14 protein-coding genes are annotated in these 18,993 nt (G+C 75.7%); 3 read left to right on the forward strand and 11 right to left on the reverse strand.

Annotated features, from left to right (window positions below; translation table 11 throughout):
- Nucleotides 1-413: 413 nt before the first annotated feature.
- From BMZ16_RS17710 to BMZ16_RS17720, 3 genes are all read right to left on the reverse strand, one after another.
- Nucleotides 414-1,349 (reverse strand): tetratricopeptide repeat protein, encoded by a 936-nt coding sequence (locus BMZ16_RS17710; protein ID WP_089803182.1) that lies wholly within the window; start codon nt 1,347-1,349, stop codon nt 414-416.
- 142 nt (nt 1,350-1,491) lie between these two features.
- Entirely contained in the window at nt 1,492-2,553 is a 1,062-nt protein-coding gene (locus tag BMZ16_RS17715; protein WP_255366791.1) for a DUF8094 domain-containing protein, read from the reverse strand.
- Nucleotides 2,550-4,511 (reverse strand): hypothetical protein, encoded by a 1,962-nt coding sequence (locus tag BMZ16_RS17720; RefSeq protein ID WP_089803008.1) that lies wholly within the window; start codon nt 4,509-4,511, stop codon nt 2,550-2,552. Before BMZ16_RS17720 ends, BMZ16_RS17715 begins: the two co-directional genes overlap by 4 nt.
- Before the next feature lie 344 nt (nt 4,512-4,855).
- Here BMZ16_RS17720 and BMZ16_RS17725 point away from each other — a divergent pair, with 344 nt between their 5' ends.
- Complete coding sequence (locus BMZ16_RS17725; RefSeq protein ID WP_089803010.1) at nt 4,856-7,039, forward strand: coiled-coil domain-containing protein; 2,184 nt, start codon at nt 4,856-4,858, stop codon at nt 7,037-7,039.
- Between the two features lie 7 nt (nt 7,040-7,046).
- The gene (locus tag BMZ16_RS17730) at nt 7,047-7,568 is read left to right on the forward strand and encodes a hypothetical protein (RefSeq protein ID WP_369822665.1); all 522 of its coding nucleotides are present in this window, start codon (nt 7,047-7,049) and stop codon (nt 7,566-7,568) included.
- 22 nt (nt 7,569-7,590) lie between these two features.
- On the opposite strand, the gene BMZ16_RS17735 is transcribed toward BMZ16_RS17730, so the two are convergent.
- The 6 genes from BMZ16_RS17735 to BMZ16_RS17760 all read right to left on the reverse strand — a co-directional run bounded on the left by BMZ16_RS17735 (nt 7,591) and on the right by BMZ16_RS17760 (nt 15,616).
- Entirely contained in the window at nt 7,591-8,337 is a 747-nt protein-coding gene (locus BMZ16_RS17735; RefSeq protein WP_089803012.1) for an alpha/beta hydrolase, read from the reverse strand.
- 56 nt (nt 8,338-8,393) lie between these two features.
- Complete coding sequence (locus tag BMZ16_RS17740; RefSeq protein WP_089803188.1) at nt 8,394-9,272, reverse strand: HAD family hydrolase; 879 nt, start codon at nt 9,270-9,272, stop codon at nt 8,394-8,396.
- Nucleotides 9,269-9,574 carry a hypothetical protein gene (locus tag BMZ16_RS17745; protein WP_089803014.1) on the reverse strand — a complete coding sequence of 102 codons (306 nt, stop codon included), beginning with the start codon at nt 9,572-9,574 and terminating at the stop codon, nt 9,269-9,271. Before BMZ16_RS17745 ends, BMZ16_RS17740 begins: the two co-directional genes overlap by 4 nt.
- Nucleotides 9,575-9,683: 109 nt before the next feature.
- A complete protein-coding gene (locus tag BMZ16_RS17750) occupies nt 9,684-11,132 on the reverse strand; it encodes a GH1 family beta-glucosidase (protein ID WP_089803016.1) in 1,449 nt (482 codons plus the stop codon).
- A gap of 147 nt (nt 11,133-11,279) precedes the next feature.
- Nucleotides 11,280-13,553, reverse strand: a complete 2,274-nt coding sequence (gene yicI / locus BMZ16_RS17755) for an alpha-xylosidase (protein WP_089803019.1) — start codon at nt 13,551-13,553, stop codon at nt 11,280-11,282.
- Nucleotides 13,550-15,616 (reverse strand): beta-galactosidase, encoded by a 2,067-nt coding sequence (locus tag BMZ16_RS17760; protein ID WP_089803190.1) that lies wholly within the window; start codon nt 15,614-15,616, stop codon nt 13,550-13,552. The genes yicI and BMZ16_RS17760 overlap by 4 nt, the downstream gene beginning before the upstream one ends.
- A 281-nt stretch (nt 15,617-15,897) precedes the next feature.
- Between BMZ16_RS17760 and BMZ16_RS17765 the strand changes: the two genes are divergently transcribed.
- On the forward strand, nt 15,898-16,905 hold the full coding sequence (locus BMZ16_RS17765; RefSeq protein WP_089803021.1) for a LacI family DNA-binding transcriptional regulator: 1,008 nt from the start codon (nt 15,898-15,900) through the stop codon (nt 16,903-16,905).
- 50 nt (nt 16,906-16,955) lie between these two features.
- Here the strand turns inward: BMZ16_RS17765 and BMZ16_RS17770 are convergent, their stop codons facing one another.
- A complete protein-coding gene (locus BMZ16_RS17770) occupies nt 16,956-17,966 on the reverse strand; it encodes a carbohydrate ABC transporter permease (protein ID WP_089803023.1) in 1,011 nt (336 codons plus the stop codon).
- Nucleotides 17,963-18,988 carry an ABC transporter permease gene (locus tag BMZ16_RS17775; protein WP_369822669.1) on the reverse strand — a complete coding sequence of 342 codons (1,026 nt, stop codon included), beginning with the start codon at nt 18,986-18,988 and terminating at the stop codon, nt 17,963-17,965. The genes BMZ16_RS17770 and BMZ16_RS17775 overlap by 4 nt, the downstream gene beginning before the upstream one ends.
- Nucleotides 18,989-18,993 lie beyond the last annotated feature (5 nt).

The following is an 18,993-nucleotide window of genomic DNA, read 5'->3' on the forward strand; positions in this document are numbered from 1 at the left end:
CGTACCCGATCCTGCGACCCGGTCCGACACCCGCCTCCCGGCCCCGGAGGGCTGAGCGGCTGGATGACCGTACCCGATCCTGCGACCCGGTCCGATCGCCCCGCGAGGCCACGATCCAGCCGGCGCTCAGCGCCGGAGGAGGAGTTCGAGGGGGTGCCACCCGCGGGGACCGACCACCTGATCGAGCTCGGTGTCCGTTCCTCCCTGCCGGGCGGCCGGGGGAACATTACGCAGCACCCGACTGCCACGCAAGTCGCGGGAGCAGGTGTGACCGGGGCCACCGGCGAGCGCCCGGCGAGCCGTCCCCGGCACGCGGCAGCGCCGCCGGCCCGGGGGCCGGCGGCGCTGGGATCGCCGTGGTGGCACGGTGCCCGACCGCGCTCGGTACGCCGTTCGCTCGGTACGCCGTTCGCTCAGTACAGGGCCGATGCGAGGGCGCGGCGGGCCGCGACGACACGCGGGTCGTCCGTGCCCAGGACCTCGAAGAGATCGACCAGCCGCAGCCGGACCCGTTCCCGGTCGTCCCCGGCGGTGCGACGCACGAGCTCGACGAGGCGCGCGAACGCGTCCTCGACGGCACCGGCGAAGACGTCCAGGTCCGCGACCGCCAGCTGCGCGTCGACGTCGTCGGGCCGGGCGGCGGCCGCCTCGCGCACGGCGCGCACATCCGCTCCCGCGGTGCGCTCCATGAGCCCGACCTGCGCCAGGCCGGCACTCGCCATCGCGTCACGGGGGTTCTCCCGCAGCGCCTGCTCGTACGCCGCGCGTGCGGCGGGGAGGTCGTCCCGCTCGATCGCGTCGTACGCCGCCTGGTGCAGCGGCGGGAGGGCCGGCTCGGGCTCGGGCTCCGGGGCGGGCGCACCCGCCGCGACGCGACCGGTGATGCCGTTCGCCTCCGCCGCCGCGAGGAGCTGGTCGAGCACCGCGCGCACCTGCTCGCGGGGGTAGGCCCCCTGGAACAGCGGCACCGGCTGCCCGCCCAGCACCGCCACGACCGTCGGCACCGACTGCGCCTGGAAGGCCGCGGCCACCTGGGGGTTGGCCTCCGCGTCGATACGTGCCAGGAGCCAGCGCCCCGCATCCTCGTCGGCGAGGGCCGCGAGGTCCGCCGCGACCTGCTGGCTCACCTCGCTCCACGGCGCCCACAGCACCACGACCACCGGGTGCTGGGTCGAGGACTGGACGACGTCGGCGAACGTCTCCTGGTCGACGTCCCGGACGTACCCGCCGGCGGTCGGCAGACCGCCCGGGCTCCCGGGGGGCGGGGTGGCCGGACGGGCCAGGGTCGACAGGTCGACTGCTCCGCGCGCGTCGAGGCGGGGGCGGGGCTGCTGCGACGGCTGCGACATCACGAGCTCCTCGGTGTGGTCGTGCGTGCTCAGGTCGGTCAGGACGTCACCGCGGGTCGACCCCACGGGCGTGGGTGCGGTGCCGTCCGGGCATTGTCCATCGTCGCAGGCCCGGGGCGCAGCGGCGTCCGCACCCCGCGCGTCACTGGGCCGACGCCGCGGTGACCGACTGCTCCCCCGCCAGCACCTGGACCTGCGCGTCGCTGCCGGCCGGCGGCACGTACATGACGACCACACCCGTGAACGTGCGCGTCAGGCTCGACCCCGCCGTGGTCGCCCCGCCCGCGAGCGCGGAGTAGAACGGCTCCACCGTGATCGTGCCGCCGGGCGCCGCGAGGGTGACGGTCGACGTGGTGGCGATCTCGCTCACGACGATCGCCCCGCCGTCGACCGTGCCGACGGTGACCACCGGCTCGGCGGCCGGGGTGTACGTCTGGGTCAGCGTGGCAGCGTCGGCGAGCTGCGAGACGACCTGCGCCCGCTCGGCCTCGATCGCGGAGCGGAACGCGTCGGGCGCGAAGGCGCCGGCGTGCGGCGACGCGTCACCGTTGGCCAGGACGTCCGTGTACTGCGCGACCGCGTCGAGCGGGGTGAGCACCAGCCCGTCGGCGTCCGGTGCGAGCGTGGGGCTGCCCTCCTCGGGCGCCGCGGTCGCGGGCGTCTGGGCCGACGGCATGAGCTTGGCCCAGCCCCACAGCTTGTACTGCTCGCGGGGGGACGCCTGGCGCAGCACGAGGACGCGCGGCGCCTGCAGGTCGTCGGGCTGCTCGGTCACGACCAGCTGGGTACGGGGCCAGGTGTCCGTCTCCGACACGACGAGCGCCTGCTCGTCGAACGGCAGCGCCGTCGGCGGCTTCGTCCCGCCGTTGGCGGTGTTGCGCACGTACTCGGCGGTGCGGATGGCCAGGGCGGGACCCTCGAGGCGCGCTGCCAGACCCGCGGGGTCGTTGCCCGCGTCACCGGCCGCGACCACCTCGGACACGGCGCCGAGCACGTGCTGCGCCTGGGCGACCGACAGGGCCGGCGGCGCGACGGCGGGCACGGGGTCGGGCTGCGCCGTCGGCAGCGGTGTCCCGCAGCCGGTGAGCAGGAGCAGCGGGAGCGCCGCCGCCGCGACGAGCGCGCGCCGCGGACGGCGCGTGGGCCGGGCGGTGCCGACGACGCCCTGGGCGGGCTGCGGGGCGCGGGTGCGGTTCAGGGTCATCGTCCTTCCTCCGTGGTCGGGTCGTCGTCGGCCGGCAGGCCCCACGCGCGTCGCCAGGCGTCGGCGCGCGGGCCCGCAGCGGGTTCGGTCCCCGCCGCCCGGGGTCCGGTCGGGACCGGGGCGTCGCGGAGCCAGGCCGGACGCGGTGCGTCGGACGGTGCCGCGGCTGCGCCGCGTCCGGGGACGGGACCCGCGGCCGTGCCGGTGCCCGTCGCGGGGCGCGGCCCGTCGGGACCAGCGGCACGGGAGGCCGCGGGGCCCGCGGACGGACCGCGGCCCGGCCCGTCCGGACCGGAGGCCCAGCCGGGGCGCGTGGACGCCGGGCGGCGCCCGCCGGGGGCGTCGGGCGAGCCTGCTGCTCCGGGCGGGGGGATCTGCGGGCTCCCGGTCGGACGTCCCGGGGGCAGCTGCGGGCTCGCACCCGCACGCCCCGGCGGGAGCTGCGGGGTCCCGGTGGGGAGCCCCGGTGCGGACTGCGGCCCCGCGGTGCGCGGGCCCGGCGGCGGGAGCTGCGGGCTGCCGGCCGGGCGCGCCGCGCGCTCGCCGACGAGCCAGGCAGGGCGACCGTGCGGGTGCTCCGGCGCCGGGCCGGGCGTCGCGGCGGTCGGCGACGCCGCCGTCGGCGCGGCGACCGGGGTCGCGGTCGTCCGCGCGCCCGTGGCGGCCGGGATCCACCCGGTCGGCGCGTCGTCACCGGTCGGCCGCGGGCCACCGGTCGGTCGCGGGCCACCGGTCGGTCGAGCGTCGCCGGTGGGCCCACCGGCGTCAGGGCGCCCGCCGACGGGCACGGCCGGGCCGCGAGGCGTCCGCGGCTCCGCGGCGTCGGGAGCCCCGGGGGTACCCGAGGGGGTCCGCGCGTCGTCCGGCTGCCCGGCCGCGCGGCCCTCCCGGCTGCTCGCGCCCAGGGACGTGACGGCGCGCAGCGCACGCCGCGTCGCGGGAGCCATCGCGGCGAGCGCCCCCGCGGCCCGGGCGGGCTCGGCCGGCGCCGCCTGGTCAGTGCTCTCGGCGTCGGCGACACCGGGGGCGCCGTCGGAGGCGGACGGCTCACGAGGGGCACCGGCGGCGGCGGAAGCGGCGGGCGAGGACGGGGCGGGTGCCGTCGCGGCGTCGTCCCGTCCCGGCGACGCGTGCACGGGCTCGTCCGCGCCCGGGGCGCCCGACGCACGGGCCGCCCCCTGCGCCGCGAGCTCGCGGAGCTGCCGGCGGGTGAGCCCGGTGGGCGTCCCGTCGGGGCCGACCACGGGCATGGACCCGGTGAGCACGGGGGTCCAGTCCGCGTCGGCACCGCGCCGCGCACGACGCAGGTCACGGACGAGCAGGGCGGCGGCGGCCAGCACGAGCAGGCTTCCGACGACGACGCACGGCCACAGCCAGGGCGTCGTGACGACCTGGGGCCAGGCGAGCGACAGGGTCACGGGCGAACCGCCCGGGCCGGCGGCCAGCACGCTCCACCGGCCGGGCTGCGCGGTCCACGTGATCTCGGCGGAGCCGTCGCCCGTCGCCTCGACGACCCACAGGTCGGAGCCGGTCGGGTCGGGCACCGTCACGGCGGCCTCGCCCTCGGCGGGCGCCTCACCCTCCGCGGGCGCCTCACCCTCAGCGGGCGCCTCACCCTCGGCGGGGTCGGGGGTCGGTGCGGCCACGTCCTCCGCGGCGAGCTCGTGCCAGCCGGCGAGACCGGTGACGCGCTGGTGGACGTCGGCCCCGACCCAGCCCGCCACGTCGGTGTCCCGGCCCACGGCGAGCACGACGGGTCCGTCGGCCTCGGCCCGGACCGTCACCTCGTCGCCCGCCATCTCGAGCACGCCGGGGTCGGTCACCACCAGGGGTTCGTCAGCCCGCAGCTCGGCGACGAGCACGTCGTCAGCACGCCATACGGTCGCAGAGGCCACCCCGAGGGCGACGACCACGACACCCAGGAATCCCACCAGGGCGACGATCAGTCGCTTCAGCACGCACAGTCCTCTCCGGTCGCGAACGGCCCCAGGATAGGCAGACGGGTCACGACGGGCCGAACCCGGACGAGGGGTGACGGGCCGATCGTCACCCGACCTCCACCTCCCGATCACGTCGGGACGACAGCGCCGGACGTTACCGGACGAACCGGGACAGACGCGGCAGCGGGTGGGGGCGCAGGCCGCTCACCAGCACCGACGTCCGTACCGACGGGCGCCACCGGGCGCACGGTCCGTCCTGTTCAGGGACCGTGCGCCGCGTATCCTGGCCGCGGGGCACCGGCCCACCGAGGAGGACCTCGGCCACCGCCGCCCGCCGGGCCCCTCTCCCAGGAGGATCACCCGTGCCCGAAGCCCGGAACCCGTTTCCCGTCGTCAACTTCCGCGGCTACGACCGTGATGCTGTCGACGAGACCATCGGTGCGCTCGAGAAGGCCCTGGCCGACGCACGGTCGCAGGTCGAGGCGCTCGACGCCGAGAAGATGAAGGTCGCGGGCGAGCTCTCCGAGGCGCACCGGCAGCTGCGCGAGGCGGAGCGCCCGACGTACGCGGGGCTGGGCTCGCGCATCGAGCAGCTGCTGCGCTCGGCCGAGGAGCAGTCGTCGGACGTCATGACCCAGGCCAACGCCCAGGCCGCGGACTCCCTGGCGCGGGCCAAGCTGGCGGCGGGCCAGCTGCGTGCACGCGCGGAGAACGAGGTGGCCGAGCTCCTGGCCACCGCCCGGCGCGAGGCCGAGGAGGTCCGCACCACCGCGGCGGCGGAGGCGGAGAGCTCGGTGCTGGCGGCCCACCGCCGCGCCGAGGAGCTCGTCGGGTCGGCCGAGCGGGAGGCCGCGCGCATCCAGAGCGCGGTCGCGACCGAGGAGAGCGAGCGGCGCACGTCCCTCGAGCGCGAGCTCGGGACGCTGCGGGCCCGCGTCGAGCACGAGGCGACCCAGCTGCGCGTCGCCACCGAGCGCACCGCGACCGAGCTGCGGACACGCACCGAGGCGGAGACCACGGCCCTGCGCGAGGAGACCGAGCGGTACGCGCAGGACCTGCGCCAGAGCGCGGACCAGGAGACCACCGAGCTGCGTCAGCGCGCCGAGGCCGAGGTCGCGGCGCTGCGCAGCGACGCGGAGCGGTACGCCGCCCGCCTGCGCTCCGAGGTCAACGCGGAGGTCGCCGCGTGGCGCCAGGCCGCGGCGGAGGAGACCACGGCGCTGCGCGCCTCGGCGGCCGAGTACGCCGACGCGACGCGCGCTGCCGCGGAGCGCGACGCGGCCGCGTTGCAGCAGCGGGTCGCCACGGAGGTCGCCGCGCTGCGCACCGAGGCCGAGCAGTACGCGGCGTACGTCCGTGCGACCGCCGAGCGCGAGGCCGGCGAGCTGCGCGCCGCGACGCACGACGAGATCGCCCAGGTCCGGGCGGAGGCCGAGGACGCGGTCGCGACGCTGCGCACCGAGTCGGAGCAGTACGCGGCCGAGCTGCGGGCGTCCGCCGACCGCGAGACGGCCGAGCTGCGCGAGCGCACCGGCTACGAGGTCGCCCACCTGCGCGAGACGGCCCAGCGCGAGACCGACGAGCTGCGGTCCACGACCGAGAGGGAGACCTCCGAGGCCCGGGCCGCCGCGGACCGCGAGACCACGGAGCTGCGCGAGCGCACGCGCCTCGAGGTCGAGCGGCTGCAGAACGAGGCCCGCCGGGCGATCGGCGAGGCGGTGACCCAGGCCCGCACCCAGGCCGACGACCTGGTGCGCCGCGCCGAGCAGCAGCTCGCCGACGCCGAGCTCGCCATCGCGGCGCAGCACGAGGCGGCCGAGCGGCACGACGCCGAGCGCCACGAGGCCGCGCGGGCCGAGACCGAGCGGCTCGTCGCGGACGCCGAGGCGCACGCCTCCGAGGCGGAGGAGCGGGTGGCCAAGGCCCTCGCGCACGCCGAGAAGGTGCGGGTCGACGCCGAGCGGCAGGCCGCGGAGCTGCTCGCGAACGCGCGCCGCAACGCGGACCGCGTGGTCGCCGAGGCACGGGAGCACGCCGAGAAGCAGATCTCCGACGCGATGACCGAGGCGGAGCGCGAGCGGACCACGGCGACGCGCCAGGTCGAGGACCTGCACCGGCAGCGCGAGTCGATCACGTCCTACCTGGACGAGCTGCGGCACCTGCTCGGCACGAACCCCGACCGGGCCGCGCTGGAGAAGGCGGGCAGGATCGAGGAGAAGTTCGCGAAGGAGCAGTCGGGCGACGCCGCACCCGCGCAGCGCGCCGAGCGGCAGCCGGCCACGCCGGCCCGCCCCGCCGGGAAGGAGGCCGCCGGCGCCACCGACGACCGCTCCGGCGCGGCCGGGTCCACCGGCTCGGACGACGCCGCCGCCTCGCAGACCGGGCCGACCGGTGACGAGAGCGCTCGCCCGGCGCGTCCGGCCCGGCCCGCGCGCACGTCGAAGGCTCGCCCGGCACCGGTCTCGGCCGCCGTCCCCGTCGTGCCCTCCCCCGCCGTCGAGCAGCAGGGCGACACGGCTGCGGACGCCTCGTCCGACGGTCGCTGACCACCCGATGAGCACCCCGCAGCCCGCGCCGGACGGTCGCGCCGACCGTCCGGCGAGCGGCGCGCCCGGTGTCCCGCCGCACGCGCCCGCACCGTCGGAGCCGGGGACCCCGGACCGCGCCGCGCAGTGGCGCGAGCAGCGCCGCGAGGCCGCACGCGTGCACGCCGACGCGCTGGCCGCGCGGCAGCGGGCCGAGTCGACGCGGGCTCGGGCGATCATCGCGGACTTCCTCGCGGAGGCCCGTGCGCGCGGCGTGGCCCCCGGCCCGCTGCACGTGCGGTCGTACGACGGCCGGGCGCGCTACCGCACGCCGCTGCAGGGCTGGTACCTGCGCCGGGACGAGACGGTGGGCGTCGACACCGCCGGGGAGTTCTACGTGCTCACGGCCCCGCCCAGCCTCACGGCCCGCTTCCGTGGGGTGCAGCCGGTGCCGCAGGACCCGCCGCTCGTCATCGGTGCGGGCGGCAAGGACGGCGAGTCGATCGACCTGCCCGACGCCCTCGCACGGGTGCTGGCCGGCGAGGTCTGACGCCGGCCACGACGTCCTCCGGTCAGCCGGCGTCCACGCGGTTGGCGAGCTCGGACAGCGCCGTCGCCACGGCCGCCGGGTCCTCGACCGCCGACAGGTGACCGACCCGCGGCACGACGACCAGCAGCCCGTCCGCGGCCGTCGCCACCATGTGCTCGGCCGCGTCGGTGCCCGTCACGGAGTCCTCGTCACCCACGACGACGGTGACCGGCCCCGTGAAGAGCCGCAGCACCTCCGTCCGGTCCGGCCGCGCCGCCATGGCGCGCTGCGCCCAGGTGACACGCGCCGGGTCCTGCTCGCCGATCCACGCGGTGACGCGCTCGACGACCTCGGGGCGGGCGCTGCGGGTGGTCTCCCCCAGCAGCGTGCCCACCATGCCGCGGACGGGGTCGACCGAGCCGGCGGCCTCGACCTCCGCGGCGACGCCCTCGCGCTTCGCGGCGGCCTCGGGGGTGTCCGCGGTCGACTTGGTGTCGACCAGCGCGAGGGCGGCCACGAGCTCCGGGTGGCGCTCGAGGAGCGCGAGCGCCACGTAGCCACCCATCGAGAGCCCGGCGACCACCACCGGTCCGGTGCCCGCGTCGCGCACGACCTGCGCGACGTGGTCCGCCGCCGCCTCGAGCGCGGGCTCGGGCAGGTCGGAGCCGACGGCGACCGGCAGGTCGGGGGCGAGCACCGGGCGGGTCCGCGCGAGCGCGCCCGCGACGTCGTCCCACATGCGGTGGTCCAGCGGGAAGGCGTGCAGCAGGACGATCGGGCTCGCGGTCATGCGTCCTCCAGGAGGTGGGGCCGGGCAACCGCCGGTGCGGGCGCCCGCTGACGACACTATCGAGCGGGTGGGCGCCCCGCCCCGCGCGCGCGGGCGAGGCGTGCCGCCCGCTCCAGCAGCACCGCGACCCCGTCGTCCGCGTTGGACGGCAGCGTCGCGTGCGCCGCGGCGCGCACGGCGGGGTGGGCGTTCGCGACCGCGAAGGCGCGCCCGGCCCACCGCAGCATCGGCAGGTCGTTGGGGGCGTCGCCGACCGCCCACACCTGGGCGGGCGCGATCCCGCGGCGCGCGGACCAGTCGCCGAGCGTGGCGGCCTTCGTCACCCCGGGCGCCGCGATCTCGCCGAGCGCCCCGGCGGCGGAGGACGTGACGTGCGCGAGGTCGCCGACGACCCGCTGCGCGTCCGCCACGAAGGCGTCCGCGTCCGTCGGGCGTCCGGTCGCCCGCAGCAGCAGCTTGAGGGTCGTGGGCGGCAGGACGTCCTCGATGCGCTCGGCTCGCGGGCTGCCGGGCGGCAGGTCGTGCTCGGAGACGAAGCCGCGCTCGGAGGCGAAGCCGGCGGCGGACTCGACGGCGAGGTGCACGCGGTCCGCGCCCCACGCCGCGCGCAGCCGCGCGGCGACGGCAGCGACGCGCCGGGCGTCCATGCCGTGCTCCTCCAGCACGCGCAGCCCCGCGACGTCGACGACCGACGCGCCGTTGGCGCAGATCGCGACCCCGTGGCCGGCGACGTGGGCGGCGAGGTCCGTGAGCCAGCGGTGCGGCCGGGCGGTGACGAAGACGACGTCGAGGCCCGCGTCCTCCGCGTCCGCGAGCGCGGCCGCGGTGCGGTCCGAGACCGTCCCGTCGGGGCGCAGCAACGTGCCGTCCAGGTCGCTGGCGACCAGCCGGACGTCGTCGCCCGTGCCGGCGTCCTGCGCGGGTGCGGCGCTCACCGGCGGGTCGGTCCGCGTCGGGTGCGCGCCTGCCAGCACGCGGTGTGCCAGTGCCGACGCTCGTCGACGCCGTCCCCGCGCCAGGTGTCGGTGCGCCACGCCACGACGTGCGCGGTGCCGACCGCCACGGTCTGGTCGCAGCCGGGGCAGCGGTACTCGCGGTCCGAGCCCGCGACCCGCTGCACGACCCACTCGCCGTCGGGCCCGCTCTCGGCGCGGCGTCCGCCCGTCGCGCGGTCCAGGTCCAGGGGGACGTGACCGGTCCCGTAGGGGCGACGGGACGAGCGGCGGGAGCGGGGCACGGCACCATCCTCACCCGGACGCCGACCCGCTCGCGCCCACGGGACCCCGGGGACGCCGACGCCCCGCCGGCCGCGGTCGCGGTGGGCGGGGCGAGGGCGGTCCGGTGCGTCAGAGGGTCGCCGCGGACTCCGGCGTCGGGATGACACCCGTGCGGACGAGCTCGCGGTACCACCGCGCGGAGTCCTTGAGGGTCCGCACCTGCGTGTCGTAGTCGACGTGCACGACCCCGAAGCGGCGGTCGTACCCGTAGGCCCACTCGAAGTTGTCGAACAGCGACCACACGAAGTACCCGCGCACGTCGACACCCTTGTCCATGGCCTCGCCGACGGCGTCGAGGTGGTCGTGCAGGTACGCGACGCGCTCGGCGTCGTGCACCCGGCCGTCCGGCGTCACGGTGTCGTAGAACGCCGCACCGTTCTCGGTGATGGCCAGGGGCAGCCCGGGGTAGCGCTCGTGCAGCTCGAGCAGCAGGTCCACGAGGCCCTGGGGCTCGATGTTCCAGCCCATCGCGGTGTGCGGACCGGGCTGCGGGAGCCACTCGACCTGGTCCGCACCGACCCAGGGGCTGACGACGGACGACCGGTGGCCGTCGGGTCCGGGCGTGCCGTCGCCGACCGGCGGCGTGCCGTGCTGGACGCGACCGGTGGAGTAGTAGTTGACGCCCAGCAGGTCGATCGGGACGCGGATGAGGTCGAGGTCCCCGTCCTGCACGAACGACCAGTCGCTGATGGCGGCGGTGTCCGCGAACACGCGCTCGGGGTACGCGCCGTCCAGCAGCGGGCCGAGGAAGACCTCGTTGGCGATGGTGTCGATGCGGCGCTTGGCCTCGACGTCCGCGGGGTCGTGGGACGCGGCGCGCGTCACGTGCAGGTTGAGGGTGATCGACACGGGCGTCTGCGCACCGAGCTCCTCACGGATCGCGCGGGCTGCCAGGCCGTGCGCGAGGTTGAGGTGGTGGACCGCCGCGAGCGCCGCGGCCGGGTCGGTGACGCCGGGGGCGTGCACGCCGGAGCCGTAGCCGAGGAAGGACGAGCACCACGGCTCGTTGAGGGTGGTCCACAGGTGCACCCGGTCCCCCAGCGCGCGGGCGACGACGCGGGCGTACTCGGCGAACGCCTCCGCGGTCGCCCGGTTCGTCCAGCCGCCCTCGTCCTCGAGCGTCTGCGGCAGGTCCCAGTGGTACAGCGTGACGACCGGCTTGATGCCGTCGGCGAGCAGCCGGTCGACGAGGTCGGCGTAGAAGTCCAGGCCCGCCTGGTTGACCTCGCCCGTGCCGGTGGGCAGCACCCGCGACCACGCGATCGAGAACCGGTACGCCTGCAGACCGAGGTCCTTCATGATCGCGACGTCCTGCGGCACCCGGTGGTAGTGGTCGACGGCCACGTCACCCGTGTCCCCGTTGAGCACCTTGCCGGGGGTGTGGGAGAACGTGTCCCAGATGGACGGGGCGCGGCCGTCCTCGTGCACGGCTCCCTCGATCTGGTAGGACGCGGTGGCCGAGCCCCACAGGAAGTCTGCCGGGAAGGGGCGGCCGGACGGCCTCGTCGTGCTGGTCATGCTGGCCTCCGTGGGTGCACGTGGTCCGGCGGGACCGGAACGGTCGCCCGCCGCGGCCGTGCGGCATCGGTGCCCCACGGGTCGAATCGATACGATACACGGAGTGGGACCGCTCCCGCACCCCTGGGACGACTCAGCGCGGGGCGCTCACACCCGCACCTCGACCTCCGCCGTGCCCGCCGCGACGTCCACCCGCTCGCCACCCCACGGGTGCACGGCCCACGCCCCCGGGGCCCCCGCCGCGCGCACCCGGACCGTCGCCCCGGTGCGCCGCACCTCGAACGTCGCCTCGCCGTCACCGCTCGGCACGCGCAGCGTCGAGACGTGGCCGTCGGCCAGCCCGAACAGCCGCAGCGTGACGCCGTCGGCGTGGTCCCCGTCGGGGCGGTCGTCGCGCGCGCCGACGGGCAGCACCGCGCCCGGGCGCACGTACAGGGGGACCGAGTCGAACCCGTGCCGCTCGCGGACCCAGCGGGGCCCGGTGACCTGCTCACCCGTGAGCAGCGACGTCCACGTCCCCTCCGGCACGTACACGTCGACGTCCCCGTCCGCCGAGAACACGGGTGCCACCAGCAGCGACTCCCCCAGCATGTACTGGGTGTCGACCGTCGCGGCGCCGCGGTCGTGCGGGAACTCCAGGACCATCGGCCGCATGACGGGCAGCCCCTCCTCGTGCGCCACCCGGCCGGCCTGCGCCAGGTAGGGCATGAGCGACAGCTTCAGCCGCGTGAAGCGCCGCGTGACCTCGACCGCCTCCTCGTCGAACGCCCACGGCACCCGGTACGAGTCCGACCCGTGCAGCCGGCTGTGGGACGACAGCAGCCCGAACGGCAGCCACCGCTTGAACACCGCGGCGTCCGGCACACCCTCGAACCCACCGATGTCGTGGCTCCAGAACCCGAACCCCGACAGCGCCAGCGACAGCCCGCCCCGCAGCGACTCCGCCATCGACACGAAGGTCGACTCGCAGTCACCGCCCCAGTGCACCGGGTACTGCTGGCCGCCCGCCGTGGCCGAGCGCGCGAACAGCACCGCCTCGCCCGCGCCCCGCTCGGCCTCCAGGAGCTCGAAGACGCACCGGTTGTACAGGTGCGTGTAGTAGTTGTGCATCCGCTGCGGGTCCGACCCGTCGTGCCACACCACGTCGGTCGGGATCCGCTCGCCGAAGTCGGTCTTGAAGCAGTCGACGCCCTGGTCCAGCAGCGTGCGCAGCTTGCCCTGGTACCAGGCGACCGCGTCCGGGCTGGTGAAGTCCACCAGCGCCATCCCCGCCTGCCACAGGTTCCACTGCCACACGGAGCCGTCGGCGTTGCGCACCAGGTGACCGAGCTCCTTGCCCTCCGCGAACAGCGCCGAGCGCTGCGCGATGTACGGGTTGATCCAGACGCAGATGCGCAGGCCACGCTCCTTGAGCCGGCGCAGCATCCCCTCGGGGTCCGGGAACGTGCCCGGGTCCCACACGAAGTCGCTCCAGTGGAACTGCCGCATCCAGAAGCAGTCGAAGTGGAAGACGCTCAGCGGCAGGTCGCGCTCGGCCATGCCGTCGACGAAGTGGGTGACCGTCGCCTCGTCGTAGCTGGTGGTGAACGAGGTGGACAGCCACAGGCCGTAGGACCAGTCGGGCACCCGCGCCGGGCGGCCGGTGAGCGCCGTGTACCGGCGCAGCACGTCCTTGGGCGTCGGCCCGGCCACGACGTAGTAGGTCAGCGACTGCCCCTCCACCGAGAACTGTGCGCGCGAGACGACCTCCGTCCCGATCTCGAAGGACACCCGCTCCGGCTGGTCGACGAACACGCCGTACCCCGCGTCCGAGAGGTAGAACGGCACGTTCTTGTACGCCTGGTCGCTGGCCGTGCCGCCGTCGGCGTTCCAGATGTCCACCGTCTGGCCGTTCTTCACCAGCGCGCCGAACCGCTCGCCCAGGCCGTAGACGTGCTCCCCCACGCCCAGCGTCAGCTGCTCGCGGACGAAGTGCCGCCCCGCGGCGTCGGTCAGCACCCCGACGCTGCGGGCCACGGACGACGTGAGCACGCGCCCGTCCGCGACGAACTCGACGGACCAGTCCCCCTCGGTCGCCACCCGCGCCTCGAGCGGACCCGAGCGGAGCATCGCCACCGGGGCCCCGTTGAGCTGCGGCGTCGTGATCTTCACGTCGCCCACGCTGCGGTGCAGCTCGAACCGGGGACCGCGGTCCAGCCCACCCTGGAAGTGCTCGATGGTCACGCCCACGACACCGTCCATGGGCGAGTGCAGGGTCACGGTGACCAGCGGGCGGTTGAGCGTGTCCCCGCGCGTGACGATCGGCGCCGTCGAGGCGTACACGGTGAGCGTGTCCTCGCCGGCGACGACGTCGTCGACGTGACGGGGACGCAGCTCGGTGACCCCGGGCAGCAGCTGCCAGTAGCCGTCGGTGAACTTCATGGGGTCCTCTCGGTCAGGGCGAGGGCGCCGTGCGCCGCCAGCGGCACCCGGCCGGTGACGTCCGTGCCGGTCAGCAGGTCGTGCCAGGGTCCGGCCCCGGCGTCGGTGAGCTCGACGGCACGCGGCCGGTCGCTCGCGTTCAGGCAGAAGAGCACGTCGCCGCGGCGCACGACCTCGACCCCCGCGTCCGGCCGCACGCCGACGGGGCCCGCGACACCGGCCGCCGCCAGACAGGCACGGACCACCGCCCCCAGGGCGTCCGGCGCCAGCAGCGCGCCGACGTACCAGCCCTGCCCGCCCCCGTCGTGCCGGCGGCGCACGACCAGCGGGCAGCCGTCCAGGTCGCCGCCGTCGACCGTGGCGAGGGCCTCGCCGTCGTCGAGCCGCAGGTGCTCGGCCCAGTCGTGCACCACGACGTCGCCGAGCAGGTCGGACCGGACACGCACCCCGGGGTCGGGCAGCGGCACGTGCTCCTCCCCCGAGCCGCCGACCAGGTCCGCGAACGGCACGGGGAACCGGCCGGTGCGCACGTGCGCGTCGCGGTCCACGACGGCGGAGAACGGCCCGACCAGCAGCACGCCGCCGCGCTCGACCACGCGGCGCAGGCCCGGGACGTGGGCGTCGTCGACGAGGAACAGCTGCGGGGCCACCACCAGGTCGTACGCGTCGAGGTCCGCACCGGGCGGCACGACGTCCACCGCGACGCCGTCCTCCCACAGCGGCCGGTAGTAGGCCAGCAGCTGCGGCAGCACGCGCAGCCGCTGCGACGGGCCGCCCGGCTCCTCGGCCGCCCACCAGCTCGACCAGTCCACCACCAGCGCGACGCGTGCGGGCACCCGTGTGCCGACGACGCCGCGCAGCCGGCCCAGCTCGGCACCGTGCGCCACCACCGCACGGTGCCGGGCGGTGTCGGGGCCGGCGTGCGGGACGAGCGCCGAGTGGAAGCGCTCGGCGCCGACCACGGACGCCCGCCACTGGAAGAAGCACGAGCCGTCGGCCCCGCGTGCGATCGCCCGCAACGAGTCCAGGCGCAGCCGGGCGGTCGGCTTGGGCACGTTGTGGGGACGCCAGCTCACGGCACCGGCCGCCTGCTCCATGACCATCCACGGCGCGCCGCCGGCGAGGCCGCGCGCCAAGTCGTGCGTGAGCGCGACCCGCACCACGTCGTCCGGGTCGGCCGGGTCCCCGTAGACGTCGTCGGCGACGACGTCGAGGTGCGGGGCCCAGCGCCAGTAGTCGGTGGGGTGGTGGAAGCCCATGAGGTTGGTGGTGACCGGCACGCCCGGCGCGTGCTCCTGGACGACCTCGCGCTGCTCGAGGTAGAGCGCCAGGAGCTGGTCGGACGCGAACCGCCGGTGGTCGAGCACCTGGGTGGGGTTGACCAAATAGGGCGCGGTCCGCGGCGGGATCACCTCGGACCACTCGTCGTAGCGCTGGCTCCAGGACGTGGTGCCCCAGGCCCGGTTCAGCTCGTCGAGGCTGCCGTACCGCGCCCGCAGCCACGTGCGGAACCCCTGCGCGCAGTGCTCGCACCAGCACACCTGACCGAACTCGTTGCCGACGTGCCACAGGCGCACGCCCGGGTGACCGCCGAACCGCGCCGCGAGCGTCCGCACGACCGACAGGGACCGTTCGCGGTACTGCGGGGAGGAGGGGCAGAAGTGGTTGCGGGACCCGTGCGACAGGCGGACGCCGTCCCGCGTCACGGCCCGGGTGCCGGGCCAGAGCACCCCGAGCCACGGCGGGGGCGAGGCGGTCGGGGTCGCGAGGTCGACGAGCACGCCGTGGTCGGCGGCGAGGTCGACGACCTGCTCCAGCCAGCCGAGCTCGAAGCACCCGGGCCGGGGCTCGAGCGCGGCCCAGGCGAAGACGCCGACCGTGACGAGGTTGACGCCCGCCGCGCGCATGAGCGCGACGTCCTCGCGCCAGACGTCGGGCGACCACTGCTCGGGGTTCCAGTCCGCGCCGAGGAGCAGACCGACCTCGTCGGTGAGCCGTGCGAGCGGCCGGGTGGGGGCGGGCGCCGCGTGGGCGGTCGCGTGGGGGTTCGGACGGTCCGTCACGAGGTCCGCCTCCCGCCGCACCCTGGGGCGCCTTGGTCGTCGAAGCGCTTCACCAGCGTAGCGCGTCGATATCGTTCTACGTTCGCAGTGCCGCCCGCACGGCAAGCCGGACGTCCGACCAGGTGGACGGCGAAGCGCTTGCGCGCCGACCAGGCCCTCCCGTGCGGGTGAACCCGCGCCGCAGCACCCCTCGGGGCACCGCGACCGCGCGCTAGGGTGTGCCGGACCAGCGGGCGGGAGCGCGATCCGGCGAGCCCTCGGCACCTGACGGACGGAGCGACGTGGCGAGCACCATCGACGACGTGGCACGAGCGGCAGGGGTGTCGACCTCCACCGTCTCCTACGTGCTGTCGGGCAAGCGGCCGATCTCGGCGCCCACCCGCCAGCGCGTCGAACGGGCCATCCGCGACCTGGGGTACCGCCCGCACGCGGGCGCCCGCGCCCTGGCCTCCAGCCGCACCAACGTGCTCGCCCTCATGGCCCCGCTGCGCGTCGACGTCAACGTCTCGGTGATCATGCAGTTCGTCACCGGCGTCGTCACCGCCGCGCGCACCTACGACCACGACGTGCTGCTGCTGACCGCCGACGAGATCGCCGGCATGGAGCGCGTCGCGACCGGCTCGATGGTCGACGCCCTCGTGATGATGGACATCGAGGCCGACGACCCGCGCGTGCCCGTGCTGGCCCGCCTCAGCCAGCCCGCCGTGCTCATCGGGCTGCCGCGGGACCCCGAGGGGCTGTCGTGCGTGGACCTCGACTTCGACGCCGCGGGCCGGCTGGCCGTGCGCCACCTCACCCGGCTCGGCCACCGGCAGGTCGCCCTCGTCGGCTCCCCGCGCGCGGTGCTGGAGCGCCACACGTCGTACGCCGAGCGCATGATCCGCGGGTTCACGCAGGCGACCTCCGACGCCGGCATCGAGGGCATCGTCGAGCCGTGCGAGTCGTCGATGGTCGGCGCGGTCGACGCGATCGACCGCGTGCTCGCCCGGCAGCCGGACGTGACCGCGCTCGTCGTCCACAACGAGGTCGCGCTGCCGTGGGTGCTGGCGACCCTCCGCGAGCGCGGGCGACGCGTCCCGGACGACGTCTCGGTCCTGGCCGTCTGCCCGCCCGACGTGGCCGTCGGCCAGCCGCTGCCCCTGACGAGCATCGACATCCCCGCGCACACCATCGGGGCGGTGGCCGTGGAGATGGCGATGGCCCGTGTGGAGAAGTCCGCCCCGGCGGAGACGCGGCTGCTCACCCCGCAGCTGGTGGAGCGCGCCAGCACGGTGCCGCCCACCGCCTGACCGGCCGCCCTGCCCGCCCGCCGGCGTGCGTCGTGCGCCCGCCACCGGCGTCAGCCCTTGATGGCGCCGAAGATGACGCCCTTGGTGAAGTGCCGCTGCACGAACGGGTAGACCACGAGGATCGGCACGATCGCCAGCACCATGACCGCCATCTTGACCGGCAGGCCCGTCACGGCGCCCGTCGCGACGTCGACCTGGCCGACGCCCGACCCCGGCAGCGTCACGCCCTGCAGCACGTAGGAGCGCAGCACCAGCTGCAGCGGCCACTTGGCGTTGTCGTTGATGTAGAGGATCGCGTTGAAGAACGCGTTCCAGTACCCCACCCCGTAGAACAGGGCGACGACCGCGACCACGGCCCGCGACATCGGCAGCACGACGCCGCCCAGGATGCGCCAGTCCCCCGCGCCGTCGATCCGGGCGGCGTCGAGGATCGCCGGCTCCAGCCCCATGAAGAAGTTGCGCAGGATCAGCACGTTGAAGGCCGACACGGCGCCGGGCAGGATCAGCGCCCAGTACGAGTCGATCAGACCCAGGCTGCTGACCAGCAGGTACGTCGGGATCAGGCCCGCCCCGAAGAACATCGTCACCAGGAAGACGAACAGGATGGGGCGGTGCCACAGCGACGACGGGCGCGACAGCCCGTACGCAGCCAGCACCGACACCACCGTCGACAGGACCGTGCCGACGGCCGTGATGCCGACGCTCACCAGGACCGCCCGGGTGACGATGCCGCCGGACAGGATCTGCCGGTACGCGTTGAGGGTGAGCTCGCCGGGGACGAGCACGAGCCCGCCCACCCGGATCGTCTCGGCCTGCGTGGACAGGCTGGTGAGCACGACCGTCCACAGCGGGAGCACGACCGCCAGGACCACGCCCGTCAGGACGAGGGCCTTGACGAGCGCACCGGCCCGCGACGGCGGCTCCTCCCACGCGGGCCGGTGCCGCGAGCGCCGCGGGCGTGGGCGGCGCGGGACGCGCGACGCCCCCTCGGGGACCGCGTCCCGTGGGACGAGGAGCACGTCCGAGCCGATCTCCGGTGTCTGACCGCTGCCGATGCTCATGCCTTCTGGTACACCCCCGACTCACCGAACACGTGCGCGAGCTTGTTGGCGCCGAGCACCAGCGCCAGGCTGACGACGCCCTTGACGAGGCCTGCCGCGGCCGCGAAGCCCCAGTCCCCGTAGATGACGCCCTGGTAGTAGACGTACGTGTCGATCACCTCGGCGACGTCGGCGCCCACGGCGCCGCGCTGCAGGATGAGCTGCTCGAACCCGACGGTCAGGGCGTCGCCCAGCCGCAGGATCAGCAGCAGCACGATGACGGGGCGCAGCGCGGGCAGCGTGATGTGCCACATCCGCCGCCAGCGGTTGGCGCCGTCGACGGCCGCCGCCTCGTAGAGCTCGGGCGACACGGTGGACAGCGCGGCGAGGAAGATGATGATCCCCCAGCCGGCGTCCTTCCAGACCGACTGCATGGTGACCAGCACGAGGAACGTGTCGGGGTTCGTCATGAGGTCGAAGCCCGTGCCCAGCCCCGCGTCGCGCAGCGTCTGGTTGACCAGGCCCGCACCCCCGAAGATCTGCTGGAAGATCGTCACGACCAGCACCCACGAGAAGAAGTGGGGCAGGTACACGATCGACTGGATCGTCGTGCGGATGCGCGGTGTCACGACGCTGTGGAGCAGCAGCGCCAGCACGATCGGCACGGGGAAGAAGAAGACGAGCTGGAACGCCGTGATGACGAGCGTGTTCTGCACGGCGTCGAGGAACAGCGGGTTCGACAGCACGCGCTCGAAGTTCGCCCACCCGACGAACGGGCTGCGCAGGAACCCGGTGTACGGCGAGTAGGTCTGCCACGCGATGACGTTGCCGAGCATCGGCACGTAGGCGAACACGGCGAGCAGGACCACCGCCGGCAGCGTCATGACGAGCAGCGCGCCGTCCCGCCGCAGGCGTGTGCGCACCGACAGCCGTCGGACCGGGAGGGGCTCCGGCCGGGACCCCGCGGACGTGCCCGCGGGGTCCCGGACCGGGTCCGGCGCCGTGGCGGCCCTCCCTCCACCGCGACGCACGATCTGACCGATCCCCG

This window comes from Cellulomonas sp. KH9, assembly GCF_900114185.1.
Taxonomy (GTDB): Bacteria; Actinomycetota; Actinomycetes; order Actinomycetales; family Cellulomonadaceae; genus Cellulomonas.

Excerpts from the sequence above, each read along its gene's own strand:
- BMZ16_RS17710 (WP_089803182.1), bottom strand. The coding sequence starts at position 1,349 with ATGTCGCAGCCGTCGCAGCAGCCCCGCCCCCGCCTCGACGCGCGCGGA.
- BMZ16_RS17715 (WP_255366791.1), bottom strand. The coding sequence starts at position 2,553 with ATGACCCTGAACCGCACCCGCGCCCCGCAGCCCGCCCAGGGCGTCGTC.
- BMZ16_RS17730 (WP_369822665.1), top strand. The coding sequence starts at position 7,047 with ATGAGCACCCCGCAGCCCGCGCCGGACGGTCGCGCCGACCGTCCGGCG.
- BMZ16_RS17735 (WP_089803012.1), bottom strand. The coding sequence starts at position 8,337 with ATGACCGCGAGCCCGATCGTCCTGCTGCACGCCTTCCCGCTGGACCAC.
- BMZ16_RS17750 (WP_089803016.1), bottom strand. The coding sequence starts at position 11,132 with ATGACCAGCACGACGAGGCCGTCCGGCCGCCCCTTCCCGGCAGACTTC.
- yicI (WP_089803019.1), bottom strand. The coding sequence starts at position 13,553 with ATGAAGTTCACCGACGGCTACTGGCAGCTGCTGCCCGGGGTCACCGAG.
- BMZ16_RS17770 (WP_089803023.1), bottom strand. The coding sequence starts at position 17,966 with ATGAGCATCGGCAGCGGTCAGACACCGGAGATCGGCTCGGACGTGCTC.